This window comes from Pseudomonas fluorescens group sp. PF-69 (assembly GCF_054481235.1).
Window position 1 is genome coordinate 1 of sequence record NZ_JBTMNC010000003.1, and the last position, 20,186, is coordinate 20,186.

The 20,186-nt window shown below is 63.1% G+C and carries 43 protein-coding genes; 4 read left to right on the forward strand and 39 right to left on the reverse strand.

The window, feature by feature from the left end; all coding sequences use genetic code 11:
• From ACX3YF_RS31350 to ACX3YF_RS31450, 21 genes are all read right to left on the reverse strand, one after another.
• Positions 1 to 501, reverse strand: a 501-nt coding sequence (locus tag ACX3YF_RS31350; RefSeq protein WP_458974895.1) for a phage terminase large subunit family protein, incomplete at its 3' end; no start/stop codon positions are given.
• 28 nt (positions 502 to 529) lie between these two features.
• Positions 530 to 1,177, reverse strand: a complete 648-nt coding sequence (locus ACX3YF_RS31355) for a hypothetical protein (RefSeq protein WP_458974896.1) — start codon at positions 1,175 to 1,177, stop codon at positions 530 to 532.
• A 491-nt stretch (positions 1,178 to 1,668) separates the two neighbouring features.
• Complete coding sequence (locus ACX3YF_RS31360; RefSeq protein ID WP_458974897.1) at positions 1,669 to 2,352, reverse strand: hypothetical protein; 684 nt, start codon at positions 2,350 to 2,352, stop codon at positions 1,669 to 1,671.
• 17 nt (positions 2,353 to 2,369) lie between these two features.
• A complete protein-coding gene (gene lysC, locus ACX3YF_RS31365; RefSeq protein ID WP_458974898.1) occupies positions 2,370 to 2,561 on the reverse strand; it encodes an Rz1-like lysis system protein LysC in 192 nt (63 codons plus the stop codon).
• The gene (locus ACX3YF_RS31370) at positions 2,524 to 2,925 is read right to left on the reverse strand and encodes a hypothetical protein (RefSeq protein ID WP_458974899.1); all 402 of its coding nucleotides are present in this window, start codon (positions 2,923 to 2,925) and stop codon (positions 2,524 to 2,526) included. The genes lysC and ACX3YF_RS31370 overlap by 38 nt, the downstream gene beginning before the upstream one ends.
• On the reverse strand, positions 2,922 to 3,386 hold the full coding sequence (locus tag ACX3YF_RS31375; RefSeq protein WP_458974900.1) for a hypothetical protein: 465 nt from the start codon (positions 3,384 to 3,386) through the stop codon (positions 2,922 to 2,924). The genes ACX3YF_RS31370 and ACX3YF_RS31375 overlap by 4 nt, the downstream gene beginning before the upstream one ends.
• 71 nt (positions 3,387 to 3,457) lie before the next feature.
• The gene (locus ACX3YF_RS31380; RefSeq protein WP_458974901.1) at positions 3,458 to 3,976 is read right to left on the reverse strand and encodes a lysozyme; all 519 of its coding nucleotides are present in this window, start codon (positions 3,974 to 3,976) and stop codon (positions 3,458 to 3,460) included.
• Entirely contained in the window at positions 3,946 to 4,164 is a 219-nt protein-coding gene (locus tag ACX3YF_RS31385; protein ID WP_458974902.1) for a hypothetical protein, read from the reverse strand. The genes ACX3YF_RS31380 and ACX3YF_RS31385 overlap by 31 nt, the downstream gene beginning before the upstream one ends.
• A 280-nt stretch (positions 4,165 to 4,444) precedes the next feature.
• A complete protein-coding gene (locus tag ACX3YF_RS31390; protein WP_458974903.1) occupies positions 4,445 to 4,834 on the reverse strand; it encodes a hypothetical protein in 390 nt (129 codons plus the stop codon).
• Positions 4,831 to 5,073, reverse strand: a complete 243-nt coding sequence (locus ACX3YF_RS31395) for a hypothetical protein (RefSeq protein WP_458974904.1) — start codon at positions 5,071 to 5,073, stop codon at positions 4,831 to 4,833. The genes ACX3YF_RS31390 and ACX3YF_RS31395 overlap by 4 nt, the downstream gene beginning before the upstream one ends.
• Positions 5,070 to 5,519 carry a hypothetical protein gene (locus ACX3YF_RS31400; RefSeq protein ID WP_458974905.1) on the reverse strand — a complete coding sequence of 150 codons (450 nt, stop codon included), beginning with the start codon at positions 5,517 to 5,519 and terminating at the stop codon, positions 5,070 to 5,072. The genes ACX3YF_RS31395 and ACX3YF_RS31400 overlap by 4 nt, the downstream gene beginning before the upstream one ends.
• A complete protein-coding gene (locus ACX3YF_RS31405) occupies positions 5,516 to 5,776 on the reverse strand; it encodes a hypothetical protein (RefSeq protein WP_458974906.1) in 261 nt (86 codons plus the stop codon). The genes ACX3YF_RS31400 and ACX3YF_RS31405 overlap by 4 nt, the downstream gene beginning before the upstream one ends.
• Positions 5,773 to 6,057: a hypothetical protein gene (locus ACX3YF_RS31410; protein ID WP_458974907.1), complete on the reverse strand. Its 285-nt coding sequence runs from the start codon at positions 6,055 to 6,057 to the stop codon at positions 5,773 to 5,775. The genes ACX3YF_RS31405 and ACX3YF_RS31410 overlap by 4 nt, the downstream gene beginning before the upstream one ends.
• Positions 6,047 to 6,358 carry a hypothetical protein gene (locus tag ACX3YF_RS31415; protein ID WP_458974908.1) on the reverse strand — a complete coding sequence of 104 codons (312 nt, stop codon included), beginning with the start codon at positions 6,356 to 6,358 and terminating at the stop codon, positions 6,047 to 6,049. Before ACX3YF_RS31415 ends, ACX3YF_RS31410 begins: the two co-directional genes overlap by 11 nt.
• 97 nt (positions 6,359 to 6,455) lie before the next feature.
• Positions 6,456 to 7,733: a tyrosine-type recombinase/integrase gene (locus tag ACX3YF_RS31420; protein WP_458974909.1), complete on the reverse strand. Its 1,278-nt coding sequence runs from the start codon at positions 7,731 to 7,733 to the stop codon at positions 6,456 to 6,458.
• 121 nt (positions 7,734 to 7,854) lie between these two features.
• A complete protein-coding gene (locus ACX3YF_RS31425; protein WP_458974910.1) occupies positions 7,855 to 8,214 on the reverse strand; it encodes a LytTR family DNA-binding domain-containing protein in 360 nt (119 codons plus the stop codon).
• The gene (locus ACX3YF_RS31430; protein ID WP_458974911.1) at positions 8,211 to 8,765 is read right to left on the reverse strand and encodes a hypothetical protein; all 555 of its coding nucleotides are present in this window, start codon (positions 8,763 to 8,765) and stop codon (positions 8,211 to 8,213) included. Before ACX3YF_RS31430 ends, ACX3YF_RS31425 begins: the two co-directional genes overlap by 4 nt.
• The gene (locus ACX3YF_RS31435) at positions 8,762 to 9,196 is read right to left on the reverse strand and encodes a hypothetical protein (RefSeq protein ID WP_458974912.1); all 435 of its coding nucleotides are present in this window, start codon (positions 9,194 to 9,196) and stop codon (positions 8,762 to 8,764) included. Before ACX3YF_RS31435 ends, ACX3YF_RS31430 begins: the two co-directional genes overlap by 4 nt.
• A complete protein-coding gene (locus tag ACX3YF_RS31440; protein WP_458974913.1) occupies positions 9,193 to 9,396 on the reverse strand; it encodes a hypothetical protein in 204 nt (67 codons plus the stop codon). The genes ACX3YF_RS31435 and ACX3YF_RS31440 overlap by 4 nt, the downstream gene beginning before the upstream one ends.
• Positions 9,396 to 9,794: a hypothetical protein gene (locus ACX3YF_RS31445; RefSeq protein WP_458974914.1), complete on the reverse strand. Its 399-nt coding sequence runs from the start codon at positions 9,792 to 9,794 to the stop codon at positions 9,396 to 9,398. Before ACX3YF_RS31445 ends, ACX3YF_RS31440 begins: the two co-directional genes overlap by 1 nt.
• 68 nt (positions 9,795 to 9,862) lie before the next feature.
• Positions 9,863 to 10,405, reverse strand: coding sequence for a hypothetical protein (locus ACX3YF_RS31450; protein WP_458974915.1), 543 nt, complete (start codon positions 10,403 to 10,405; stop codon positions 9,863 to 9,865).
• A gap of 222 nt (positions 10,406 to 10,627) precedes the next feature.
• Here ACX3YF_RS31450 and ACX3YF_RS31455 point away from each other — a divergent pair, with 222 nt between their 5' ends.
• From ACX3YF_RS31455 to ACX3YF_RS31465, 3 genes are all read left to right on the forward strand, one after another.
• Positions 10,628 to 11,263 carry an XRE family transcriptional regulator gene (locus ACX3YF_RS31455; protein ID WP_458974916.1) on the forward strand — a complete coding sequence of 212 codons (636 nt, stop codon included), beginning with the start codon at positions 10,628 to 10,630 and terminating at the stop codon, positions 11,261 to 11,263.
• An 87-nt stretch (positions 11,264 to 11,350) separates the two neighbouring features.
• Positions 11,351 to 11,608: a hypothetical protein gene (locus ACX3YF_RS31460; RefSeq protein WP_458974917.1), complete on the forward strand. Its 258-nt coding sequence runs from the start codon at positions 11,351 to 11,353 to the stop codon at positions 11,606 to 11,608.
• 30 nt (positions 11,609 to 11,638) lie between these two features.
• Positions 11,639 to 12,052, forward strand: a complete 414-nt coding sequence (locus ACX3YF_RS31465) for a hypothetical protein (RefSeq protein WP_458974918.1) — start codon at positions 11,639 to 11,641, stop codon at positions 12,050 to 12,052.
• Positions 12,053 to 12,131: 79 nt separating this feature from the next.
• Here the strand turns inward: ACX3YF_RS31465 and ACX3YF_RS31470 are convergent, their stop codons facing one another.
• The 17 genes from ACX3YF_RS31470 to ACX3YF_RS31550 all read right to left on the reverse strand — a co-directional run bounded on the left by ACX3YF_RS31470 (position 12,132) and on the right by ACX3YF_RS31550 (position 18,280).
• Positions 12,132 to 12,386 (reverse strand): ribbon-helix-helix domain-containing protein, encoded by a 255-nt coding sequence (locus tag ACX3YF_RS31470; RefSeq protein ID WP_458974919.1) that lies wholly within the window; start codon positions 12,384 to 12,386, stop codon positions 12,132 to 12,134.
• 71 nt (positions 12,387 to 12,457) lie between these two features.
• Entirely contained in the window at positions 12,458 to 13,111 is a 654-nt protein-coding gene (locus tag ACX3YF_RS31475; RefSeq protein ID WP_458974920.1) for an AAA family ATPase, read from the reverse strand.
• A 92-nt stretch (positions 13,112 to 13,203) separates the two neighbouring features.
• Positions 13,204 to 13,491 carry a hypothetical protein gene (locus ACX3YF_RS31480; RefSeq protein ID WP_458974921.1) on the reverse strand — a complete coding sequence of 96 codons (288 nt, stop codon included), beginning with the start codon at positions 13,489 to 13,491 and terminating at the stop codon, positions 13,204 to 13,206.
• A gap of 195 nt (positions 13,492 to 13,686) precedes the next feature.
• Positions 13,687 to 14,028, reverse strand: a complete 342-nt coding sequence (locus ACX3YF_RS31485; protein WP_458974922.1) for a hypothetical protein — start codon at positions 14,026 to 14,028, stop codon at positions 13,687 to 13,689.
• 39 nt (positions 14,029 to 14,067) lie between these two features.
• Positions 14,068 to 14,505, reverse strand: coding sequence for a hypothetical protein (locus ACX3YF_RS31490; RefSeq protein WP_458974923.1), 438 nt, complete (start codon positions 14,503 to 14,505; stop codon positions 14,068 to 14,070).
• Entirely contained in the window at positions 14,505 to 14,774 is a 270-nt protein-coding gene (locus ACX3YF_RS31495) for a hypothetical protein (RefSeq protein ID WP_458974924.1), read from the reverse strand. Before ACX3YF_RS31495 ends, ACX3YF_RS31490 begins: the two co-directional genes overlap by 1 nt.
• On the reverse strand, positions 14,771 to 15,082 hold the full coding sequence (locus ACX3YF_RS31500) for a hypothetical protein (protein WP_458974925.1): 312 nt from the start codon (positions 15,080 to 15,082) through the stop codon (positions 14,771 to 14,773). Before ACX3YF_RS31500 ends, ACX3YF_RS31495 begins: the two co-directional genes overlap by 4 nt.
• Positions 15,083 to 15,117: 35 nt before the next feature.
• Positions 15,118 to 15,513, reverse strand: a complete 396-nt coding sequence (locus tag ACX3YF_RS31505; protein WP_458974926.1) for a hypothetical protein — start codon at positions 15,511 to 15,513, stop codon at positions 15,118 to 15,120.
• A 37-nt stretch (positions 15,514 to 15,550) separates the two neighbouring features.
• Positions 15,551 to 15,823, reverse strand: a complete 273-nt coding sequence (locus ACX3YF_RS31510; RefSeq protein ID WP_458974927.1) for a hypothetical protein — start codon at positions 15,821 to 15,823, stop codon at positions 15,551 to 15,553.
• A 174-nt stretch (positions 15,824 to 15,997) separates the two neighbouring features.
• Positions 15,998 to 16,195 (reverse strand): hypothetical protein, encoded by a 198-nt coding sequence (locus ACX3YF_RS31515; RefSeq protein ID WP_458974928.1) that lies wholly within the window; start codon positions 16,193 to 16,195, stop codon positions 15,998 to 16,000.
• A 57-nt stretch (positions 16,196 to 16,252) separates the two neighbouring features.
• The gene (locus tag ACX3YF_RS31520) at positions 16,253 to 16,540 is read right to left on the reverse strand and encodes a hypothetical protein (protein ID WP_458974929.1); all 288 of its coding nucleotides are present in this window, start codon (positions 16,538 to 16,540) and stop codon (positions 16,253 to 16,255) included.
• Positions 16,541 to 16,554: 14 nt separating this feature from the next.
• Positions 16,555 to 16,776: a hypothetical protein gene (locus ACX3YF_RS31525; protein ID WP_458974930.1), complete on the reverse strand. Its 222-nt coding sequence runs from the start codon at positions 16,774 to 16,776 to the stop codon at positions 16,555 to 16,557.
• A 15-nt stretch (positions 16,777 to 16,791) separates the two neighbouring features.
• Positions 16,792 to 17,040, reverse strand: coding sequence for a hypothetical protein (locus ACX3YF_RS31530; RefSeq protein ID WP_458974931.1), 249 nt, complete (start codon positions 17,038 to 17,040; stop codon positions 16,792 to 16,794).
• Positions 17,041 to 17,055: 15 nt separating this feature from the next.
• Positions 17,056 to 17,307: a hypothetical protein gene (locus ACX3YF_RS31535; protein WP_458974932.1), complete on the reverse strand. Its 252-nt coding sequence runs from the start codon at positions 17,305 to 17,307 to the stop codon at positions 17,056 to 17,058.
• Between the two features lie 15 nt (positions 17,308 to 17,322).
• Entirely contained in the window at positions 17,323 to 17,604 is a 282-nt protein-coding gene (locus ACX3YF_RS31540) for a hypothetical protein (RefSeq protein ID WP_458974933.1), read from the reverse strand.
• A 39-nt stretch (positions 17,605 to 17,643) separates the two neighbouring features.
• Complete coding sequence (locus ACX3YF_RS31545) at positions 17,644 to 18,066, reverse strand: type II toxin-antitoxin system HicB family antitoxin (RefSeq protein WP_458974934.1); 423 nt, start codon at positions 18,064 to 18,066, stop codon at positions 17,644 to 17,646.
• 31 nt (positions 18,067 to 18,097) lie between these two features.
• On the reverse strand, positions 18,098 to 18,280 hold the full coding sequence (locus tag ACX3YF_RS31550; RefSeq protein ID WP_458974935.1) for a type II toxin-antitoxin system HicA family toxin: 183 nt from the start codon (positions 18,278 to 18,280) through the stop codon (positions 18,098 to 18,100).
• Positions 18,281 to 18,448: 168 nt separating this feature from the next.
• Here ACX3YF_RS31550 and ACX3YF_RS31555 point away from each other — a divergent pair, with 168 nt between their 5' ends.
• Entirely contained in the window at positions 18,449 to 18,700 is a 252-nt protein-coding gene (locus ACX3YF_RS31555; protein ID WP_458974936.1) for a hypothetical protein, read from the forward strand.
• 59 nt (positions 18,701 to 18,759) lie between these two features.
• Here ACX3YF_RS31555 and ACX3YF_RS31560 read toward each other — a convergent pair whose 3' ends face one another.
• Positions 18,760 to 20,016: a hypothetical protein gene (locus ACX3YF_RS31560; RefSeq protein ID WP_458974937.1), complete on the reverse strand. Its 1,257-nt coding sequence runs from the start codon at positions 20,014 to 20,016 to the stop codon at positions 18,760 to 18,762.
• Positions 20,017 to 20,186 lie beyond the last annotated feature (170 nt).

Here is a 20,186-nt window from a genome sequence, read left to right on the forward strand (position 1 = left end):
AGTCACCGGGTACTTGTCGACCTCGTCGAACAGCACCACACGGATCGGCCGGCGCGCCAGGTTGTCCGGGCTGCCGGCGCCGACCAGGGCCAGAAAGCCACCGGGGAACGCCTTGTACAGCAGGGTTTCGTCCTTGTTGCGGCTCTTGCCCTGGCTGCCCATGATTGCGCGCAGCACGGGCGTGATGCGGATCAGCGGGCTGATGCGTTCCTTGGAAAACTGCTCGGCGGCGTCTTCCTTGGGCTGCACCAGCAAGATCGGGCAGGGGTCCAGGTGCGCGAAGTAGCCGGTGACGTTCTCCAGAAAGGCCGTTTTGAGCAGCTGGGTCGAGACCATGGCGGAAATGGTCCGCACGCCCAGCTCGGTCACGGCCAACATCAGGCCTCGGGCGACCTCGACGGTCGATGTATCCCAATCGCCGGAGGTGCTGCCCGCTTCGGGGGCCAGCTTGCGGAACTTGTCGGCCCAGGCCGGCAGGCTGATGCGCGGCGGCGGGGCCATGGCCCGTTGAATGGCGCGATACAGCCGCTCAATCTTGTTCGGCTTCGAAGTCGAGCACCGGCTCGCTGAGCTGACTGATTTGTTTGTGGACGTATTCATTGAGCTGGGCGACCACCTTGTCACTGTCGATATCCAGCTCGGCGGCGATCAGTGGCCCGACCTTGGCCGGCCAGTTCAACCAGGCGTCGCGCTGTTGACGGAAACTTTTGAACAACACCCGCTCGACCAGGGCCAACTCGACCAGCTCGCCGGTTTTCTCTTGAAACTCCAGCTCGCGCAGCTTGGCGAGATAGTTTTCCTTGATCCGCTTGGCCTCGTTGAGGGTGTGCGGCGCGCCGTTTCGGGCGATGTCTTCGGCGGCGTCGAACTCCGGCGTACCGGGTTCGGGCGGGGCAGTCTTGCGGGGACGTTTGGGCGCGTCAGAGTTGTTACCTGACGCGGCGGAATTCTTGTTACCTGGTTTGTTACCCGTCGTCGGTTTTTTGGCGACTCGCGCCCGGGCCGAGGTAACAGATTTGGCCGGTGGCGAGCGGTACTTATCGAGCAATTTTTTCGAGGCCGTTTCATCGACCTGATCGCCCTGCATCACCAATAAATTCTTGGCTTTCCAGGTGGTGACCGTCTTGCGTGACACGTCCATGATTTTGGCGAACGTGGATTGGCTGACGATGGCCATAAAAAACTGTTACCCAATTTTCAAAATTCATAGCTGGGGCTGCAGCGCGGCGCGCAATGCCCACGCTGCAGGAGAGCCCAGGAGGGACCCAAACAAGGGGGGGGGTGCCTATGGCCCTCCTACCCACCCCGTCGGACCCTCCCGGGCGGGCCGGTGACGTTATCCGGCGCCGTGCCACGGCCGTCCTTGTGACCTCTCTCGGTCGCTCACGGGATCAGCTGGCGGCTGATGCGCTCCGGGTCAGTATTCAGGTACACCGCTGACCAGCGCGCCCTCGTTTTACGATTTGGGCCGAATACGGTCACTTGCGCCCGTGACTCAGGAACCACGTCGATCTACTTCATGGCGCACCCCCCCATAACTTTTTGAACATCAAACTAATCAAAAAAACTTGAGCAACAATTAACGCGCACAGCAATGGCTTATAACTAACAACTGCCGACGCAACCGAACAAACTAGCGCCGCATTTACATACTTGTCGTTAAACATTCTATTTGGCCGTTGTTAGTGCTTTATCCATCGCCGTGGCAAACACGGCATTAAACCGACGATCCACCAAACTTTGCGCGCGACTGCGATAGTTGAGGCGTTTATTTACCGGCAGCGCATCACCAAAACGAATTAGAAGTTTCAAGCGCCCCGTTGTATTAGCCCCGCGCTTCACCTCGCCGCCCTGATGGGAGCGGCCGCGCTCACTCCCTTTTGGTCGAAAGTAAGCCCGCTGCCAAACACCGTTGACAACGCCAGACTTCGTCTTAACCGGCCCAATAAAAATATCCGGGCGGGCCTTGAGTCGGGCCAGGATTCCGCGCGGCAACTGCCCGTTGGTATTGAGCTTGATGTCTTTCGGGTTGAGCAATGCTTTACCCGGCAGCACATGGTTGCCGCCGTCTTCATACGGCTGCAGGTAGCGCGCCGCGATCGGTTTGACGAACACCAGCGCGGTCAAGTTGTCCTTGCGCGCGCCGCGCATGCCGACGGCGTTTTTGGTAAAGGCCTTGGGCTTCTTGAACGTGTGCGCGATGTTGTCACTTTCATCGGCTTGCACTTCTTTTGCTAACTCGGTCAGCGCCGTAGTTGTAGCAAAAGCAATTTGTCTGAATGCCATGTCTGAGAGGCTTTTACTGATTTCCTTGATATTGGATCGTATCGAAATATTAAGAGCATCAGACATGGGCTTTTTCCAACTTGTTAACCGGCGGGCTGACTGGCCACTTTCGCGCGCACTTGATTTTGCTTGGCCTGATAACAGGCAATGGCGGCGCTTTGATCGATGGCGTAGTTCACCAGGTCGGCAACGGTGTCGCCTTCCATCCCGGTCATGGCGCAAGGCGTGAGCATCGCGTCAGGGATGGACAGGCGGATTACTTGCGCTTGGATCAACTGTTGCGGTTGATCGACGGAACAGCTGCACAGTAGCAGCAGGCAACTTGCTATTAAGCAAGTCTTTATCAGCGGGCGTTGCATGAGCCACCACCTGGGCGAAGGCACTTCGCGTGGTATTGCGCTGCGCCTCGATCAACGTCAGTTGATCAGCCAGCGCGGCCAGTTGCTGTTGGTCGGCAGCGCGGTCGGCTTCCAGGGTCGCCAAGGCAAGGGCCTGCGATTGGTTAGCGTCGCGCGCCGCCTTTAACTCAGTGGTCGCTGTGGCCGCCGCGCTCTCTGCCTTGTGCAACTGCCACTCGATGTAAGACACACCGCCGAGCAGCACCAGAACGCACAGAATCAGCGCGAGGGCCGCTTTCATTGCTTCGGCGCAACCATGGCCTGCGCACGGATGGCCGCCGCATCGAACGCGGTTTCGAAGTCATGGCCCAAGTCCATGGCGAACGACACCAGGTTTTTCAGCAGGCCGACGAACATGTCCGCCGGCGCCGCCAGTGCGCTGAGGCTTTCCAGCTCGTCGCGGTCTTCGCCTTCGCCATCAGAATCCAGCGGCGCCAGGCCGAGCGCAGGGATGGACGCAGCAACTGGCGCAGTGTCAACCGTTGGAGCAGCGGCAACAGGCGCGACAGCCGCAGCCGGGGCCGCAGCAGCAGCAACAGCGGCAAGGCCGAAGCCGGCCGACAGGCTGTTCTCAGCGACCAGGGCAGTGGACGTGCCGGCAGCGGCAGCAGGGTCAGCAACAGCAAGACCGACAGCGTCAGGCGAAGCATTGAGAGCCACACCGGCAGCGGTGTCGGGGGCGGAAGTGTCGACAAGTTCCAAATTGATAGCTCCTTTTGCGGGCAATGGCCAGCGGGTGGTAAGGGCGCGCAGAGTCGCCCAAAGATGAAAACTCATAGGTTCAGCTCACATAACCAGCGCTCGACCGAGCGCCGAACCACGATCCCGGCACAACTGGACGCGCTCAGCTGGCAGTCACGACCGCCGGCGTAGTGGTACAGGGAAATAGCCGCTGCGCCGCCGGCGTAATCACCGGCGTTGAACTTGGTGCGGATCGACGACTTGGCCAGCGTCCCGCTGCCGACGTTCAGCGTGAAATCGGTCAAGGCCCCTTCGCAGGGCGCCGAGAGCGGCACGCTGATCAGGCGCTTGACGGCGCGGTTAGCCACCGCCAAATCGGCTTGGCGGTAGGCTTCGCACTGCGCCTCTGTCGCCACCAAACCCGGCACCACGTCAGGGCCGGTATGGCCGTCACAGACGGTCCAGATCCCACCGACGTCCTGGTAGGGCACGTAGCGGGTGCCTTCAAAGAAACCACTAAGACTGCCGGCGATGGCCAGCGCCGTGCCGGCCAGCGGGATCACCAACCCGCGCGGCAGCTTCATCCCTTCCACCACTGCGAGCGTGTCCACGGCTTCGACACCAGCCAGGGCAGCCACTGCTTACGAACATGGTTGAGGATGATCAGCGCCGTATAGATGATGGCTAGCAGCGAGGCCCAGCTATTGAGCGGCAAACCGAAAAACAGCGTTTGCGCCGCGACATACACCGGCGGCGCGGCCACGCCGGCGTCCTTCGCCAGTTCCAGGGCTCTCGACATGATAAAAACTCCAGACGAAAAAAAACCCGGCGGGGCGGCCGGGCAATAAAGAGATGTCGCGAAATAAAAAGAGCGCTGAATCGGGGCATTCAGCACCCGGCAGGCTGGGGCCGGGGTTACTGCAAAAAAATGGCCTGGCGAGGATGGCCGGAGAGGGTCAGCGGTGGCGCGTCAATCACCACGCTAGAACAAAAGATAAGGAAAGCGGCCAGAACTGTCAAACCGTTTTGCATAAATCAAATATTTTTGCATTTCGCTAAATGCACGCCATTGTGACCAGTCACAGCAACAGCGAGGCCGGGCCGCGCTTGAACCAGCAGGTGGCATACCCCGGATGGTCACCACCACAGCCTTGTGGCAACGGCTTGTGGCACTGCCCACAGGCTTGACCCTGGACGTCCTGCAGTTGCTCCTGCAGCCGCGCATAGTCGCGACGGATCAGCGTACTGAGGTATTCGTTGAGACCGTAGGGTTCAGCCAGGCCGCCGCGCACCAGGCAGCCAAAGCGCACCATGTCCAATTCACGGTTCGACAGGGCCAGTTCCTTGCGCTCGATGCCCAGGGCTTTGTCGCGCAGGCGCTGGGCCTCTTTGCGCGCGTTCTGTTCATCTTTGGCTTTCTGCGCCTGGGCCTTTTGCTGGGCCTTGGTCGGCGGCTTGGTGCGACTCATGCGCGCGCCTCGCGGTAACCGTGTAGCAGCTGGGCCAGCACACCCAACCCTTCCCGCACATAGAGCTGACCCGCCAAACCGCCATCGGCGTCGTGGATTTCTTTTAAGCGATAGACCACCTGGCTCGCTATGCCTTTTTCAGAATCCCAGGTCGGGTACAGCCGGAACGGCGGCAGTTCCTCGACGATGGTGCGCGTGCCGTCCAGCGGACCGCCGAGGAACAACACGGCATGGCTCATGGGTGCACCTGTGCCGCCGCGCGGTCCAGGCGTTCCAGCTCATCACGGCACAGCGCGGCGGCGCGGACCAGGCAGCCACGCGGCGTCTCAACCGGCCAGTGCAGCGGATCCCACGGAAAATACCGGGGCACGTAGGCCCGGTTATTGTTCAGCGCCGAGTGCAGGTAGGCCGTCGCTTCCAGGGCCAGCTCGCCCGAGGTGTAGGCATCATCCCGGCACGCTGGAAAGCCGGCCCGTTCATGCTCCAACTGTCGGGCCAGGCGCGCGGCCTGAATCTCCTGCTCGGCCTTCGAAAGCGACACCGGGGCGGATCCTGGCAGGCCCTGCAACAGCTTGACCGCGGCCAGCAGCGCCGTGCGGTACTGGCCGAAGGTTTGAAAGGTCAGGGCGTGCGCGTCGTCGCCGATCAGACGGGCCAGCCGGGCCAGGGAGGTTTGTTCGCTCATCCGTCGACCCTCACGGTCGAGCCCTTGAACCAGCCACTGCACACCGCGCCCGAAACGCGGCGCCCCACTGGGCTCACGGCCGTAAACCAGGTCTCGAAACGATCGTCGTCGGCGCATTTTGAAAAGGCCAGCAGCGGCTCGCGGCTGACTTCGATCCCGGTGTAGCCGGCATCGAACAGGGCGCGCTGGGCTGCGTCCGGGGCATAACAGCCGGACAGACCCAACAGACCGACACCCAACAACAGAATCCGCCTCATGGCCGACCCTCCGAGGCCAGGGCGCGGATGATCGACCGGAGTGCGCCTTTCAGTTGCGCCTGTTGCCGAGCCAGCTGGCGGGCGCAGCTCAGGGCGCGCCGGCGCGAGTAAAAGGCCCGGGGCGGCAAGCCCTTCAACACGTCATGGGCATAACGCACGTCGGCATTGCTGACCTGAACCATGGCCACCTGGGCCGCACCGTGGTGCGCCGTGCGCTTGGCGTCGACCAGGTACAGGGTCTGGCCAGCGCGCAAAGAGGAAAGGGAAGGCTTACGCGACATGGACTAGGCTCCTGAAAGGCCGCTGACGCTGCGATGTCGAACGCGGGAAGGGCGAGCCCAGGGCCCGCGCCTGATCGGCGATTAGACGCGCATTGAGGCCGGCGGCCAGGGATTCGATGTGTTTGCGGCTGTAGCTGTAGACCCCGGCCGGACCCATCAGGCGGCTGACGCGATCGCGGGCGGCGTTGCTGTCGATGGGCACGGCCAGGGCTTCATGGCGCCCGGAATTGCTCAGCAGCGGGTGAACCAGCACGTACAGGGTCTGGCCCTGGCGGAGGGTGGAACGGGTGGGTCGAGTCATGAGCGGGCGCCTTAAAATCAAACCGTTTTTGATAAATGCAAAACGATTGTATTCCTAAGCGCCCGCCGTGCACAACGTCCTCCTAGCTTATGTACGCCTAAAAGGCCGCCGAGGCCGCGCCGGTCGTGGCTTGCAGTGCGACGGCTGATTCTTCGTGTCTTGGTGACGTCTTGGCGTGCAGGGCGGCAAAACCCCGCGCATCGAGCCAGGCGTGCCAGCGCTGCAGGCCGTCGCGCTTGCGTTCCTCGGCGTGGGTGTGGATGTAGGCGGCGTTCAAATCCTTGAGCTTGTGGTTGAGCAGCAGCTCGCCGATCAGGTAGTCGATGCCCAGGTCGAGCCAGGTGGTGCGCGCCAGTTTGCGCAGGTCATGGCTGGACCACTCGCCGGCTGAATAGCGCGCGTAGACTTCCAGGGCTGCCCGTTCGGACAAGGGTTGGCCCTGACGCTTGCCCGGGAACAACCACACCCCGCTGTAACCGGCCTTGACCTGGCGCGCCCGGTAGCGCTGCAGCAGGCCCTGCAGCTGCGCGGTGATGGGGATGTTCAAGGCTTCGCGGGTCTTGGCGTTTTCCGCCGGGATGTGCCACCAGCCGCCGCCGTTGACGTGCTGCCAGCGCGCCAGGCGGGTCTCGTTGATGCGCGTGCCGTGGGCCAGCTGCAGGGCCACCAGCATCACCTCGCCCGGGCGCTCGTCGAAACGTTCGGCCAACTGAGCCAGCAGCGGACCGATCGCCTCGGGCCGGATGCGCATGGCCTTGGCGCGGATCGCCACGCTGGAAAAGTCGGAAAACTGCATGCCGAGCAGCGGGTCCACCTCTACCAGCTGCAGCTTGGTCGCCTGCTTGCAGATCACCCGCAAGGCCGACCACACCAGGCGCGTATGGGCGAGCGAGCATTGCCCCTGCAGCGGCCAGATCAACTGGGCGTCCAGGGCGGCGCGGGTGCAGTCGATCAAGGGCAGGGCGCCGACCTTGGGCCGCAGGTGTTTACGAATGGCCGAGCGCACGGTGGCGATGCGCCGGCGCGACAGATTCCGGTTGGTCGCCAGGCGCGTCTCGTACCAGACCAGCAGGTCGTTAAGGGTGGCGTACCCGCTGACTGAGGCGGCGTAACCGGGATCATGGGCGTAGCGGGCGAGGATGCGCGGCAGGGCCTCCTTGAGCGCCTTGGCGGTCAGCGCTGGCCAGCTGCCCACCTTGCGCCAGAGGTCTTTGCCATCAACGTGACGCACCAGGTGCCAACTGGCGGCGGAACGGTCCTTTCCGTAGCGCAGGCGCAACGGCAAACGCGGGTCGTTGAGTTCGCGAATGTCCGGGTCAGCGGCATGACGTTTGATCGCCGCCTCGGTGATCTCGGTTTTCAGGGTGCGGGCCATGGGAAAGCCTCCAGGTGCGCGCCGACGGCGAACGGCAGGCAGCCGAACGCCGAGGCAAGGGGAAGGGTAGAAGGTGACGCGGGGGTATGGCGCGCGAACGCGCCGTTTTAGGCGTGACGGATCACGCCGAGGGGTTGAGTTCCGGGCGCAGCGCAAACAGCGCGCGGCGATGGCGGCGCGCCACCGGCAGCGGCTCGGCGCAGCCCTGCAGCTGCAGCCAGTAATCGGTGGTGTTGTGCGCGCGCCAAACGCGGGCGATCAGGTCCAGGCGCACCAGGTGCGCGCGGTGACAGCGGAAAAAGCCCGGCATACCTTCGCGTTCCAGGGTGGCCAGGGAATCCTCCAGCAGCACCTCCTGGGTCGCTGAATAGACGCTGACGTACTTGTCGGCCGCCTGCAGGCGCACCACCTCGGCACGCGGCAGGGCCTTGATCGCCCGACGCCCAAGAACCTGCACAAACTCCTCGCGCGGGGTGTTCATGGGCGACTGTCCAAGGGGGTAAAGAGCAGGCCGGGCAAGCCATGGGCGTGCAGCTGCAGGCCGTCGATCAGCAGGTCAAAGGCGCCCTGCAGGGTCGGCGCGTCCAGTCGGGACAGTTCCGCCTGGGCCAACTGCCGGGTGCGATCGGCCGGCGCGCACGGCGCAATCGGCGTCAGCGTCGGCGCGCACAGCTCCGACAGGCGCTGACGCACCGGCAACGGGTTGTCCAGGTCAGCCAGGCCAATGGCCCACAGCGCCACGGCCGCCGGCGTGGTGGGGCGCACGAACAGGAAGCCGGCGCGCTGACTGGGGGTCATAAACGCCACGGCGGCGACAAACCCGGCGCCCAGCTCGCGCTCGACGTAGGTCCGATCGAACTGGGTCAACGCCGCCTGCAGGAAAGCATCCAGCGGCTGACCCTCACCACGCAGAGCGTGATGGGTCACGACGCGCGCATCGAGCCCGAGGGCGGCACTGTAAGCATTCAAGCGCGCCAGAGGGATTTGGTCAGGCTCCTGACCGAGCCAGGCGAACAACGGGTGGGATTTCATGCGAGGGGTGTCTCCAGTTTCAGCGCGGCGGCCACGGCCTGGCGCGCGGTAGTGAGGTGGCGGCGATAGGTGCGATCGCTGATGCCCAGGGCCTTGGCGCGGCGCACGCTGGTGGCGTTGATCGGGTCATAGCCTTGAATGCCCCGACGGCTCAGCACGTTGTCGATCCCGGCGTCGTGCTCCAGGCGCAGCACGTCGGCGGCCAGCAGGTCGGTGGTGGCCAGGTGCAGCACGCAGGCCTCGATCGCCGCCTCCCAGTCATCGATCGGGCCTTTTTTCGGGCCGCTGTTGCCGCCGAAAATCAGGTGGCCCTTGCTGTCCATCCAGCGCGCCAGAATGCTGCCGCCGCCCAGGCCCACGCCCAGGCCAGCGGTCCAGCGCGCCCATTTTTCCAAATGGACCTTGAGGCGCTTTTGCGTCCTTGGGGTCATCCTTCACCCCCATGCTCGCGAGCCAGCAGGTAGCCGTCGCGCTTGTTGCGCTTGCAACTGGGGTATCGCAGGTCGCTGGGGCAGAACGACAGGCCCAGCATGGTCTCGGCCCGGGCGCAGCCCTTGCAGCCCAGGCGGTGCAACTCGTCCGCCTCCACCTGCTGGGCCGGGTCGCGGTAGGCGTAGTGAGGCAAGGCCATCAGCGCCCCCGGCGCGCATCGAGCAACGACTGGCTCAATGCTTCCAGTGGGTCAAGGTAGTGCCGGCAGCCGCCGACCATGCCAGTTACGGGCAGGTCGCCTTGGGCCAACGGAATCACTTCGCTGGGCTGGCCCATGACGTACCACATGCGTGCGCCGTACTCTTTGAGCAACTGGGCTTCCTCGACGGTTTGCACGTGCGTCACCAGCAGCACCTGGACGCCGGCGGGGCGTTGCTCCAGGGCGGCGCGCAAGTGGTGCACCCGCGAACCCGCCAGGCGCACCGCAATCGGGCAAGCAAAGGCCTGCAGCTCGGGGCGTTTTTGCGGGTGGACCAGGGCGCGTTGGATTTCGTGGCGGGACTCAGGCGAGCCCCCATAGAGGCCGATAATCAGCATTGGGGCGGGTTCCTTGCATGGCCGCCTGACAGGCAGCCGGAGGGGTGATAGGCGGCGCGTGGCGCGCCTTAGCGGGAGGCTTTTTGCAGGGCGGACTTGCGCACGAGGGCCAGTTGCTGGTGGATCGTCGACGGGCTGACATCGCCGCCGGCGACCGCCTGCAGTACGGCCTGGGTGGCCTCGTCGACGGTTACGTTAGACGCGCACCAGCGGCGGAACAGGGCTTGCGTCTCGGGGGTTTCGAGCAGCCAGCCGGGCATGGCCAGCTCGCTTTGGCACCAGGCGGCCCAGGCCGCTGCATCCGGCATCAGCGTCAGGTGGACCGGACGCGCCGCCCACGTCGGCGCCCAGGCAGGACCGGGCTCGAAACGGATGCGCGATGGCTCATCGGTGGCCTGGGTGGTAAACACCTGCAGCTCGCGCAGCACAGTGACTAAGAGGTCGTATTCGTGCGGCGTGGCCTGCAGCAGGCCCAGCCATTCGGCATAACCGAGGCAGGCGCCGGCAGGACCGCAGAGCGACAGAATGGTGGCTAGACGACCGACCCCGGCGATACCCACGCGCGCGCGCACCGTCATCAGCAGCGGGTCTGCGACAAGGCTTTCCATCATAGGCAGGACGGTAAGGGCACTAATTTGGTGCTGGGGAGTCATACAATCAGCCAACATAAAAATACATTTAATATTGATTAGTACAATATTTTTGTATTTTTAGCCGCACAACACCGCAGTTGCAACAGATTTTTATGGTGATGTGCAAAAAGGTTGTACTATTTACGCATAAATTGACAAACCTAAGTTGCAAAACCGCACCCCCAAAAGGATCCGACTTTTATGATTATCGACACCGAGTCGCCGATCAGCGAGCGCTTGGCCAAAGCCCGCCAGCGTTTGAAAATGAAAATCGATGACGTCTGCGCGCGCATGCCCAGCCGTCCTAGCACGTCGAAATATCACGCTTGGGAACGCGGGCGCGCCATGCCGAAAATACCGACGATTTTGGAGCTGGCCGCCGCCCTGGAAGTGGCGCCGGGCTACCTGATGGGTATTACCAACGATTACCGCACCAACCTGGACAGCGGCTACCCGTGCCTGGAAGGCACCACGGTGATTAACGCCGAAGGCGCCGCCGTGCGCATCGCCACGGACAAAAACGCCGCGTTTAGCGCCCTCTATTTTGAACAGGTGGGCCTGACGCCCGAACGCTGCATCCTGGTTAAGGCCACTGACTCCAGCATGTCGCCGACCTTGAGCAAAAACGACCTGGCGCTGATCGATCACAGCAATAAAACCCCGCGCGAGCGTGATCTGTACGCCTTACTGGTCGATAACCGGATCTGGTTTCGCTGGCTGGAGCCCGAGCTAGACGGCTCGATCAAGGTCATCAACCACGACGGCCGGGAAGTGGTCGCCAAAGATGAAAGCCTGGTGATTATTGGTCGAGTCACGGCCATTTTGCATTCCCGCTAGAAAAACCCCTGTTACAGGTCCTTACAAAGTCGTTAAAATACAAAAACGTTGCATTTGTATATAAATTCGTCAAAAGGATCCGCTCGAATGCCCGAAAATCCACTGTGCGCGGCCACCTTCCACGCCGTAAGCGATCACCTCTCTGAAAGCGCACACCACATTGGCAGCGCCGTGGATACGGTGACCTTGTACTTCATGCAAGGAATGCTCGGGCCCAATGAGCACGAACGCTTGAAATTCCACCTGCTCAAGGCGCAGCACACCCTCCAGGTAGCCCACGATCGCCATCTGTCCAGCGAGCCCGCCGGCGGCCTCTTTGAGGCGACCAATAACCTCTTGGTGTAACTCCCCCCCATTCAACGGATTGAAACAGTCATGACCACTCGCGAACAGGTCTCTGAGAACCTGATTATCACCCCCGGCCAGAACCTGACCCAACGTGAACTGGGCCTACTGGCTTGCATGGCTGAGGGCTACACCATGCCCGAACAAGCCCAGGCCACAGGCCTGCATGAAGAAGCCTTGCCGCTGGTCGAGGGCCGCATACGCGGCAAGCTGGGCGCCCGGACCCAGGCCCACATGATTGCCCGGGCCTTCGTGCTTGGCGTGCTGCGCCCACGGCACCTGATGATCATCGGCCTCGCGGCCGGGCTGGGCTACTCGGCGCTGACCTATCTCAACCACAACAACGCTGACCTAGGCTCGCGCATCGACATGGCCACCGAGCACATGGGCGCCGCGACCGTCGACCCGCACTACGTCGAGTTGCGCAACCGGCGCGGGCATTGATCGCGGCCCGTTCCACCCTCGAAAAAAGCCCCGCCAGGACCCTGCCTGCCGGGGCTTTTTAGTGTCTGACGCTAACCGCTCACACGGCGCCAGAATCCAGCAAACGGCGCAGGGCAATCCTGATCACCGCATTACGCGACAGCCCAGCATGCTGGCGGAAGGCATCCACCTCATCTAAAAAACCTTGCTCAAGGGCCGTCGGAAACTTGACCAGCTTGCCCCGCTGCACGCTCTCGGCCTTGCTGTCCGGCGCCGGCGCCGCGATCAGGGCGGCTTTTTGCGCTTCCTCGGGGGCATCGCTGGCGGGTTTTGGAGCGCGTTTAATAACAGCCATAGGATATTGTCCTGATACTTTTTAGATCTTATTTGGATATTAAATAAATACCCAAAGGATATGTTTTTCGATTAAAACAGCGCGGCCAGCAGTTCGTCAATTTCTTTGACCGCCTTGGGGTCGCGCGGCTTCATTTCCCTAACGGCCAGACCGCGCGCTGACGCCGCCGCAATGGACTTGCGCTTGACGATGTTCAGGTCGAGCAGCTGCAGCTCGGGAAAGCTCTCAATCGACTTGCGGGTGTCGAGGTTATCGCTGGAAAACTTCTTGGCCTCGGCCATGTTCAGGTAGGCATAGACCGGCAGCGGGTTGTCGCCACGCGAGGCCTGAATCTCCCGGATCAGCGGCACCAGTTCATCCTCCAGAGCGTCCAGCTCAAAATCGCCGGGCGCGATCGGCACCAACATGACGTCGGCGATCATCATCGCATGGCGAAAGGCCGAGCTGTCACGGCCGCCGGCATCGATAACGATATCGTCGTACTTGTCCAGCTGCCGCAGCACCTGGGTACGCAGCTGCTGGCCGTCCGGGTACGCGACTAGGGTCACGCTCGGCGTGAGGCCGGCGGCGTCCCGCCGATCGATCGCATTGGACGAAGACGACTGCCGGTCAGCATTGACCAGCAGCACGTCCTTGCCCTGGCACGCACGACCCACCGCCACCTGTACCGCATTGGTCGACTTGCCGATTCCGCCCTTGGTGTTTCCCACCACGATAATGGACATAGTGTCGCCTCCCCTCATGTATCGTTTAGATACGCAAAGGATATCCTATGGATATCTAACGTCAATTCTTTTCGTATCTTTTTGATATCTTTTTACCATTCCACGGTCGCCACCGGTACGCCCCGCTTGCGGCAAAAACTGGCCACCGCCTTGAGGCTTTTCCAGTAGCGCACCGGCTCGCGCTTGGAACGAATCGGGGTCAGGCGGTTGCGCGAATCACCCAGGCGAATGGAAATCGTCCATTGCTCGGACCCGTCCACCTCACTCAACCCCATGTATTGCACCACCACCTCGCGCGCGGAGTGGTTGCGGATATGGGACAGAAAGGTTTCCTCGGTAATGCCGCGCAACGGGCGGCTGTCGGGGTCGCGGGTGGTCATGGGGCTGCCTGTGACGAAAGTGGGGTCTTTGTAGCGGGTCGCGGCGCACAGGGCAAGACCGAGCGCATAAACCGCTCTAGCCTGGGGCTGCTTGGGAGGTGGTGCGGTCGATAACAGCGTGACCGGTCACAACAGGGGTCAACGCGCGAGCTGTTGCGTCGCGCGTGAGGGATCACGTCAGCGCGAGGCCTGGGCTCATTGCGAACCGCCGAGCCAGGCCGGCCCCTGGGCCAGCACCAGGCGCGCGCGCAGCGTATCCACGGGCGCGCCTTGAGGGTCGGTCAGCGGCAAGTTCGCCTGGGCGTCATCGATCGGCTTGACCACCTTCTCGGTCAAGTCGCGGCATTGCTCAGTGCCGTACTGACGGCGCATCACCTCCAGGGCTTCCTCGCGCGAGCGGGCGGCCACCACGTCGGTGTCGTCAACCCAGTACAAGCGCAGCGCCTGGCCGGCCAGCTCCTGGTCGAGAATGGCCTGGCGCACACAGTTGGCCAGGCCGGCGCCTTCGCTGAGCTTGCCTTTATAGATGCGGGGCATGGTGGAACCTCCTTGGCGGCAACTCAATGCGAGGGGCAGTCATTGAAATTCGTCCTCCTGCAGCACGCGCGGATCCGCGCGGCGAGCCAGGCGCGCGCACTCGCGGGCCAGCTCGGCCGGGCTGTAGTTCGATAACACGGCGATCATGCTTTTGAGCCGGGTCTTGAAATAGCCGGCATCCAGCGCGCCGGCGTCGGTCTTCGGCAGGCCTGGGGCATCCCGCTGCACGCCGAGGCGCACCTGGGCGGCGGCCACCGCCTTGCGCCCATGCGCGGCAAAGCCTTCGGCGGCGATCGGGTGATAGCCCTCGCTGACCATCATGTCGGTGAACCATTTCACGTACTGGCCGGCATCCTCCAGGTCGTCGGCGCTGTCGACCGCCTCGATCGCCGCCACCAGTTTCATGGCCCGCGCCTCCAGGGCCTGGACTCGATCGAGGGTCAGCGCTTGCGCTTCCTTGGCTTTCTTGCGCGCCATCATGCGCCCCCTGTTAGCGTGCGCCAGGCCCACGGCTGCACCCGGTAGATTCGGTGCGAATACACGTCAACACCGCCCAGGCTGGCGGACGCGACCAGGCGGCTCCAGTGGCCACGCACCAGGCCTTGTTGTTCCAGATTGATCAGCAGCCAGCGAGCCGCGTGCAGGCCGATGGAAAAGCGGCGCATCAGCGCCCGGGGCCCGGTGAAGGGCCGCGCCGCGACAAACCGCGCGGCCTGATCCAGCAGCGCGGGAGTCACGCCGCTCATTCGTCGTCGCCCTCGTCTTCGCGCAGCTCGATGGACTCGCCACCCTGCTCAATGATGGCCATCGCGGCCGCGTCGAACAGGTGGTGTAACGGCGTGGCACCCTGCTCGTCTTCCTCCAGCAACTGCGTGGCCACTTCGGCCATCAACAGAGCCTGATCAATAACGAACGCCATCGGCTGGCCGTCGCCGCTGACGGGCCAGTTGTCGCCCATGGCCACCGAATGGGCCAAGGTGCGCTGGTGGATGCGGATTACCAGCTCGTCGCCCTCGACGGTGACGCGCGGCAGGATCAAATCAAGGTCAGCCATGGGTGAATCTCCTTTCTTCAATGGGTGGTGACGCATCACGCGCCGGACTTGGCCAGAACAACCGACTTCACGCGCTCGGCCTCTAGCAGATCCTCGCCCTGCTGCGACAGCTCCCACAGCGCCGGGCTGCGCTGTACGCGGATCAGCAAACCCAACTGCGTCAGCAGGTCAAACCAGTGGCGGCCGATATCGGCGCCTTGATCGTCATCGGTGCATTCTTGATAGCGCTGCAACTTGCTGACGACCTTGACGGCAAACGGCGCCGGCTCACCGACAAACTCGGCCTCCAGCAGCACCGCCGGATCGGCGACCTTGGCCATGCGCGCGCACTCGCGTGCCCATTCGTCGCGGGTGTAGCTCGACGCGCCGTTGAGCATGCGTTCCATCTTGCGGCTGAAGTAATCGACATCGAGGCCGTGGCTGTTTTTCATGGTGCTGAATCTCCTTTTCTCAATGGGTTGTGACACGTCACGCCGCGTCGGCATCGTTGGCGGCGCGCTGCTCGGCGGCGCCGGCGTTGACCAGGTCGGCCACCCGATCCGCGCTGACCATGGCCAGCGTCTCGGAACAGGTATCGCAGCCGAGAGAAAACAGGCACTCGACGTCGCGGGTATTGAGCCGGCCTTGCTGCACGTCCGAGCGGTTGACGATCGAGGTCGCCCAGGTCAACGCCGTGCTGCCGCAGTGGCGACAGGTGGTGGTCGTGAAGGCTTGGGCGGTTTTGGCGACGGTGCTGCTCATGGCGTCCTTTCCTTTGCGAGTGAGTGGCGGTCTGTGCGTAAAACCAGACAGTGGGCCTATGGTAGCCCAGACATGCCATGTCTGGAACTCACAGGCACAAAAAAAGGCCCCCGCACCAGGTCGTGGTGTGGGGGCCAATTGAACATAAACGACGTTACTCGTAACGCGCGAGGCTCAGTCGTCCGCGTAGACCGGAAAGCCGTACTGGTCGACCTGACTGCCATGGCTGTAGAACTCATAGCGATCCGCCCAGGCATTGGCCGGGTGCTGAATGATTTCGTCAATCACCGGCTCGACCAGTTCCATCGGACCGGCGGGCAGCGGAAAACTTTCCTCACGGCCATCCGGGCCGTACAGCACGATGGTATCCATAGCAGTCCCTCCGATCAGTGACGCTGCCAGTATAGCCACCGGCGGCCGGGGTTCCTTTCAGTTGGATTTTGCGGCCTTGGCGGCCCGATGGTCGGCATAGGCTTCGGCGCGCTCGTTGAGCGCATCGGCCAGATCACCCTCGGCGGAAAACGCCGGCAGCGCGGTCAACACGGCCAGCACAACCCCATGCGCCAAAATCGCACTTTGCTCGTGCTGCTTCACCTTGTCGCCGGGCACGACAGACGGGCGCATGATGCCGCCATCCAGGCGCGCCCATTCGGCCAGCATGTCCACCACATAGGCAGGCAGCTCCAGGGTGATCGGGGCGTTCTTCGGTGTGGTCATGGCGGGGGTTCCTTTCACTCAAGCATCCAGGTTTTTGGGCCGTATTCACGTTCGGGCAATGAAATTTTACCCTCGCGCAACAGCTCGACCAGCCGGCCGCGCCGGTCAATGGCCGCCTGCTCGTCAGCCGTCAACGGCGGCAGACTTTTGAAATCAGCTACCAAGTCATTCCCCCACTTGATCTGCTCGGCGGGGACAGGTGTAGGCCAGGGTCGCATCGGCGGGTATAGGTCCATAACGGGGTTCCTTTCCTATGTGTGCGGATTGTTTACAGGTCCGGCCGGCGCGGCGGGCTCGTCTTGCTCGCGCTGCCACTTGGCGCCGGCCACGAACGCGGCACGCACCACATAGCCCAGCCAGCGCGGCAGCCCTTCAAACACTTCTGCATGGGGCTTTACGGACGCGACAAACTCATATCCGGCATCGACCGCCGACCACTCGGGGTCGTCGCCAGTGATGGCCTGCATGCGCATAACGGGATCGGTGGTGGGGTCGATCATGGCGGGGCTTCCTTTCTATTCGTGATGGGTCACGGATGGCGCGCGGACCTTGAGCAGCAGCAGGTCGCTGTGCACATGGTCGTGCAGCCAGCCGCAGACCGGGCATTGCATAGCGTCATGCTCACCGCAGGTCTCGCACTCCAGGTCCTCGACCGTCCAGGCCGCCAGCGGACTCCAGGCGGCGCAGTCATCATCGGGACACTGAATCTCGCAATCGTCGCCGGGTGGTGTCTCAAAGCGCCAGGCGCGGGTTTCAACGGCTTTCATGGCGGGGGCTCCTTTCTATTCAGGTTCGTAAGGGGTCGTGACTTCAACGCCGGGATGGCCCTTGCCCAGCTCGCCGGGCGCCCAGGCGATCAACTCGCCCTCAAGGCCTTGATCATGGATCCAGCCACTCAGGAGGCAATCGGCGTCACGACTCCAGCGTTGCGGCTCTGGCGGACAGGCCCAGTTCGCCGCCTCCAGGCGCTGCCGCGCTTGCTCCCAGGTTTCCCCCGGGCGGGCACCGGCCTGCACCTGGGCGTCGGTCAGCGGCGGCAACTTGCCGGGTTGCAGGGTCGACATGGCGGGGATTCCTTGCGCTGTTACGCGTAACGGGTTGAGTTAGGCCGCTTCCAACACCAGCGACAGACGCCGGCCCAGCAGGCCCAGCGCTCGCTCGACCTGCTCGATTTTCGAGGCGTGGATAAAGTCCACCAGCCGATCGACCACCTGGCGCGTGCACCCCATGCGCCGGGCCAGCTCGGCGCGGCTCACGCCTTCGTCACACATGGCGTTCCACAGCATGATCTTGGCCACGGTCAGCGCTGGCAGGTGCAGGACCAGCGACGGATCGCGCGGCGCCGAGGCGGCCGGGATCTTGCGGCGCTGCTCGACGTACAGCGACAGCGCCGACTCCAGGCCATTCAGGGCCTCGGCAAAGGCTTCGCCCAGGGTGTCGCCGGCGGCGTTCATTTCCGGGATGTCCGGGCACGACAACCACACGCCCGGCGCTTCGTGGTGCAGCTCCAACGGGTACTGATACATATGGCTCACCTCTTGGGGGTACAGCTCAACCTCAATCCTTGAGGCCGAGCTGTTTGATGATGGTCTTGCGCAACCCTTCGTGCATTTCCTTGCTGCCGTGGTCCGCAAAGACGGTTGACTTGCCATTCAAGTAGACCTTGAAGTGACTGCCCTTGGCGCTCTTGAACTCCACGCCTTGGGCCACCAACCACCGCCGAAACTCGCTGCACTTCATTGCTGTCGTCCTTGCCCGTTTCGGTAGAGCCATTGTGCAACACTTATGCTGCCAATGCAACACTTGTGTAGCTTGTTCCGCAAGCCGACACGCAGGGGACTGCCGGCAGTAGCCACGTCCAGCCACTGGCCACATACTGTGTAGGTATACAGTTATCGAGCGCTTATCATGCCCCGCGACCTCCCGCCGTTCCAGCCGCTGACGCTGGACGAACTGCGCGCCGTCTGGCGGCAACACCACAGCCCGGACGTCCAGCGTCTGGCCCTTGAGGTCGTGCGCTCACGTGAAGTGATCGCGCAAATCGATCACCTGTACAAGATCACCCACCAAGCCTGGCGCGACACCCAGGGCGGCAATCTGGTGGCCCTGCACCTGCTCCAGCAACTGCTCGACACCGAGCGCGAGCGCCTGACTTTTTAGTCAGGCGGGCGGCTCCCGGCGGTTCAGTTCGTTGGTCAATTGCGCTTCTAGGGATCCTTTTAATCAGTGCCAAGCTCAGTCACGCCGGCTGCTTTTTCGTTCACGTTCAAGCGCTTGACCATTTGCGCGTTCATGGTGTTGGCATACTCCAATGCCTTGACCAGCTGGGCGCGTTCCGTGACGTAGTGCGCGCGATCGGCATGGACGTTGCGCTGTTCGCGCGGCGGCCAGGTCGGGCAGCTGGCCACGCTTAGGCCACCCAGGCGGCGCCACAGATCCAGACAAACCTCGTCGCGCCAGGGCGGACAATCCTCGCCATAAGACTCGGCGTAGTAGTCCAGCGCGGCCCGGGTCACAACCCGCTCAATCGGCGCTAGGTCCAACACCGACTCGGCAGCGCGCCCCTCGGCCAGCCCGGCGCGCACTTGCGCCGTTTCCGCCGCCACGGCGGCCTGCGACCAGTTGGTGTCGCCCTCGGTGCGCGACCAGAAGTCGCCACCGTGAAACTCTCGACCGGTCTGCACGATGGTCAAGCGGCGCCACAGGCTTTCACAGGCCGCCACTTTCCAGGGCACGCCCTGCCAGGCCTGGCCATAGTCATGCACCGCCGCCTTGATCAAGTTGATTTCCTCGCCGTTCAACTGGGTTACGTCGAAACTCGCAACAGCCGGGGCCAGGACCGGCATGGGCGCGACAGCCGCGCTGCTGACTTCGGCGGCAATCTCCTGCAGGGCGCTTTTCAGGCGCTGATTTTCCACGCGCGCGGCGTCCAACTGGTCGCGCAGGAAAGCCGCCGGGCGGCGGGTGCTGCGCTCGGGCTCAGCCAGGTAACGGCCGTTATCACCTTCTGGCCACAGCTTGCGCAGCAGCGCGTCAAACCCAGGCTTTTTGCTGGTTTCCCAGTCTTTGGGCCGGTGGTGCAGATCCTCATGGGCCAACAGCCCGAGGCTCAACACCATACGGTCCGTTTGGGTCAGGGCAATCGCCTGCACATCCTCGGGCGCCTGGACGGCTTTCTGCTCGCGCAGTTGCTCCACCAGGCGGCGCTCGTCTTCGGACAGTAGCACCGTGCGCAGGCCTTCGGCGGCCTTCAGCTCGCGGACCCTGTCACGGCGGCGCTTTTGCCGTTCGGCGGGTGTCAGCGGCGCGGGCTTAGGCGGCGGCACCAGGGCCAACAGCTCGGGGAACATTTCCACCGTATTCTCATCGCGGGAGGGCTGGACCTTTAGGGGGGCAACAGGCGGTTTTTTCATCGCAAAAGCTGTCGGCGCGCGGCCGTCCTGGCAAGTGAACTGATGGCCATCGTATCGCGACATGGGTACTTATTCAATATCTTTAAGATATCTTTTTAATACTTAAAAAATACCCTTTAGGCGGATTCCAGCTCACGAGGCCACCACGCAGTAAGCGACCAACCGCCCCACCCACGCCGGCCAGGCAGGCGCATTGCCGGCCCGCACACGATTGTCCAACCGCTCGATCGCCG

Bases quoted from the DNA above. Each gene is read 5' to 3' on its own strand.
- ACX3YF_RS31355 (WP_458974896.1), bottom strand. From the start codon at position 1,177: ATGGCCATCGTCAGCCAATCCACGTTCGCCAAAATCATGGACGTGTCA.
- ACX3YF_RS31360 (WP_458974897.1), bottom strand. From the start codon at position 2,352: ATGTCTGATGCTCTTAATATTTCGATACGATCCAATATCAAGGAAATC.
- ACX3YF_RS31370 (WP_458974899.1), bottom strand. From the start codon at position 2,925: ATGAAAGCGGCCCTCGCGCTGATTCTGTGCGTTCTGGTGCTGCTCGGC.
- ACX3YF_RS31385 (WP_458974902.1), bottom strand. From the start codon at position 4,164: ATGTCGAGAGCCCTGGAACTGGCGAAGGACGCCGGCGTGGCCGCGCCG.
- ACX3YF_RS31390 (WP_458974903.1), bottom strand. From the start codon at position 4,834: ATGAGTCGCACCAAGCCGCCGACCAAGGCCCAGCAAAAGGCCCAGGCG.
- ACX3YF_RS31395 (WP_458974904.1), bottom strand. From the start codon at position 5,073: ATGAGCCATGCCGTGTTGTTCCTCGGCGGTCCGCTGGACGGCACGCGC.
- ACX3YF_RS31400 (WP_458974905.1), bottom strand. From the start codon at position 5,519: ATGAGCGAACAAACCTCCCTGGCCCGGCTGGCCCGTCTGATCGGCGAC.
- ACX3YF_RS31405 (WP_458974906.1), bottom strand. From the start codon at position 5,776: ATGAGGCGGATTCTGTTGTTGGGTGTCGGTCTGTTGGGTCTGTCCGGC.
- ACX3YF_RS31410 (WP_458974907.1), bottom strand. From the start codon at position 6,057: ATGTCGCGTAAGCCTTCCCTTTCCTCTTTGCGCGCTGGCCAGACCCTG.
- ACX3YF_RS31415 (WP_458974908.1), bottom strand. From the start codon at position 6,358: ATGACTCGACCCACCCGTTCCACCCTCCGCCAGGGCCAGACCCTGTAC.
- ACX3YF_RS31420 (WP_458974909.1), bottom strand. From the start codon at position 7,733: ATGGCCCGCACCCTGAAAACCGAGATCACCGAGGCGGCGATCAAACGT.
- ACX3YF_RS31425 (WP_458974910.1), bottom strand. From the start codon at position 8,214: ATGAACACCCCGCGCGAGGAGTTTGTGCAGGTTCTTGGGCGTCGGGCG.
- ACX3YF_RS31430 (WP_458974911.1), bottom strand. From the start codon at position 8,765: ATGAAATCCCACCCGTTGTTCGCCTGGCTCGGTCAGGAGCCTGACCAA.
- ACX3YF_RS31435 (WP_458974912.1), bottom strand. From the start codon at position 9,196: ATGACCCCAAGGACGCAAAAGCGCCTCAAGGTCCATTTGGAAAAATGG.
- ACX3YF_RS31440 (WP_458974913.1), bottom strand. From the start codon at position 9,396: ATGGCCTTGCCTCACTACGCCTACCGCGACCCGGCCCAGCAGGTGGAG.
- ACX3YF_RS31445 (WP_458974914.1), bottom strand. From the start codon at position 9,794: ATGCTGATTATCGGCCTCTATGGGGGCTCGCCTGAGTCCCGCCACGAA.
- ACX3YF_RS31450 (WP_458974915.1), bottom strand. From the start codon at position 10,405: ATGATGGAAAGCCTTGTCGCAGACCCGCTGCTGATGACGGTGCGCGCG.
- ACX3YF_RS31455 (WP_458974916.1), top strand. From the start codon at position 10,628: ATGATTATCGACACCGAGTCGCCGATCAGCGAGCGCTTGGCCAAAGCC.
- ACX3YF_RS31460 (WP_458974917.1), top strand. From the start codon at position 11,351: ATGCCCGAAAATCCACTGTGCGCGGCCACCTTCCACGCCGTAAGCGAT.
- ACX3YF_RS31465 (WP_458974918.1), top strand. From the start codon at position 11,639: ATGACCACTCGCGAACAGGTCTCTGAGAACCTGATTATCACCCCCGGC.
- ACX3YF_RS31470 (WP_458974919.1), bottom strand. From the start codon at position 12,386: ATGGCTGTTATTAAACGCGCTCCAAAACCCGCCAGCGATGCCCCCGAG.
- ACX3YF_RS31475 (WP_458974920.1), bottom strand. From the start codon at position 13,111: ATGTCCATTATCGTGGTGGGAAACACCAAGGGCGGAATCGGCAAGTCG.
- ACX3YF_RS31480 (WP_458974921.1), bottom strand. From the start codon at position 13,491: ATGACCACCCGCGACCCCGACAGCCGCCCGTTGCGCGGCATTACCGAG.
- ACX3YF_RS31485 (WP_458974922.1), bottom strand. From the start codon at position 14,028: ATGCCCCGCATCTATAAAGGCAAGCTCAGCGAAGGCGCCGGCCTGGCC.
- ACX3YF_RS31490 (WP_458974923.1), bottom strand. From the start codon at position 14,505: ATGGCGCGCAAGAAAGCCAAGGAAGCGCAAGCGCTGACCCTCGATCGA.
- ACX3YF_RS31495 (WP_458974924.1), bottom strand. From the start codon at position 14,774: ATGAGCGGCGTGACTCCCGCGCTGCTGGATCAGGCCGCGCGGTTTGTC.
- ACX3YF_RS31500 (WP_458974925.1), bottom strand. From the start codon at position 15,082: ATGGCTGACCTTGATTTGATCCTGCCGCGCGTCACCGTCGAGGGCGAC.
- ACX3YF_RS31505 (WP_458974926.1), bottom strand. From the start codon at position 15,513: ATGAAAAACAGCCACGGCCTCGATGTCGATTACTTCAGCCGCAAGATG.
- ACX3YF_RS31510 (WP_458974927.1), bottom strand. From the start codon at position 15,823: ATGAGCAGCACCGTCGCCAAAACCGCCCAAGCCTTCACGACCACCACC.
- ACX3YF_RS31515 (WP_458974928.1), bottom strand. From the start codon at position 16,195: ATGGATACCATCGTGCTGTACGGCCCGGATGGCCGTGAGGAAAGTTTT.
- ACX3YF_RS31520 (WP_458974929.1), bottom strand. From the start codon at position 16,540: ATGACCACACCGAAGAACGCCCCGATCACCCTGGAGCTGCCTGCCTAT.
- ACX3YF_RS31525 (WP_458974930.1), bottom strand. From the start codon at position 16,776: ATGGACCTATACCCGCCGATGCGACCCTGGCCTACACCTGTCCCCGCC.
- ACX3YF_RS31530 (WP_458974931.1), bottom strand. From the start codon at position 17,040: ATGATCGACCCCACCACCGATCCCGTTATGCGCATGCAGGCCATCACT.
- ACX3YF_RS31535 (WP_458974932.1), bottom strand. From the start codon at position 17,307: ATGAAAGCCGTTGAAACCCGCGCCTGGCGCTTTGAGACACCACCCGGC.
- ACX3YF_RS31540 (WP_458974933.1), bottom strand. From the start codon at position 17,604: ATGTCGACCCTGCAACCCGGCAAGTTGCCGCCGCTGACCGACGCCCAG.
- ACX3YF_RS31545 (WP_458974934.1), bottom strand. From the start codon at position 18,066: ATGTATCAGTACCCGTTGGAGCTGCACCACGAAGCGCCGGGCGTGTGG.
- ACX3YF_RS31550 (WP_458974935.1), bottom strand. From the start codon at position 18,280: ATGAAGTGCAGCGAGTTTCGGCGGTGGTTGGTGGCCCAAGGCGTGGAG.
- ACX3YF_RS31555 (WP_458974936.1), top strand. From the start codon at position 18,449: ATGCCCCGCGACCTCCCGCCGTTCCAGCCGCTGACGCTGGACGAACTG.
- ACX3YF_RS31560 (WP_458974937.1), bottom strand. From the start codon at position 20,016: ATGTCGCGATACGATGGCCATCAGTTCACTTGCCAGGACGGCCGCGCG.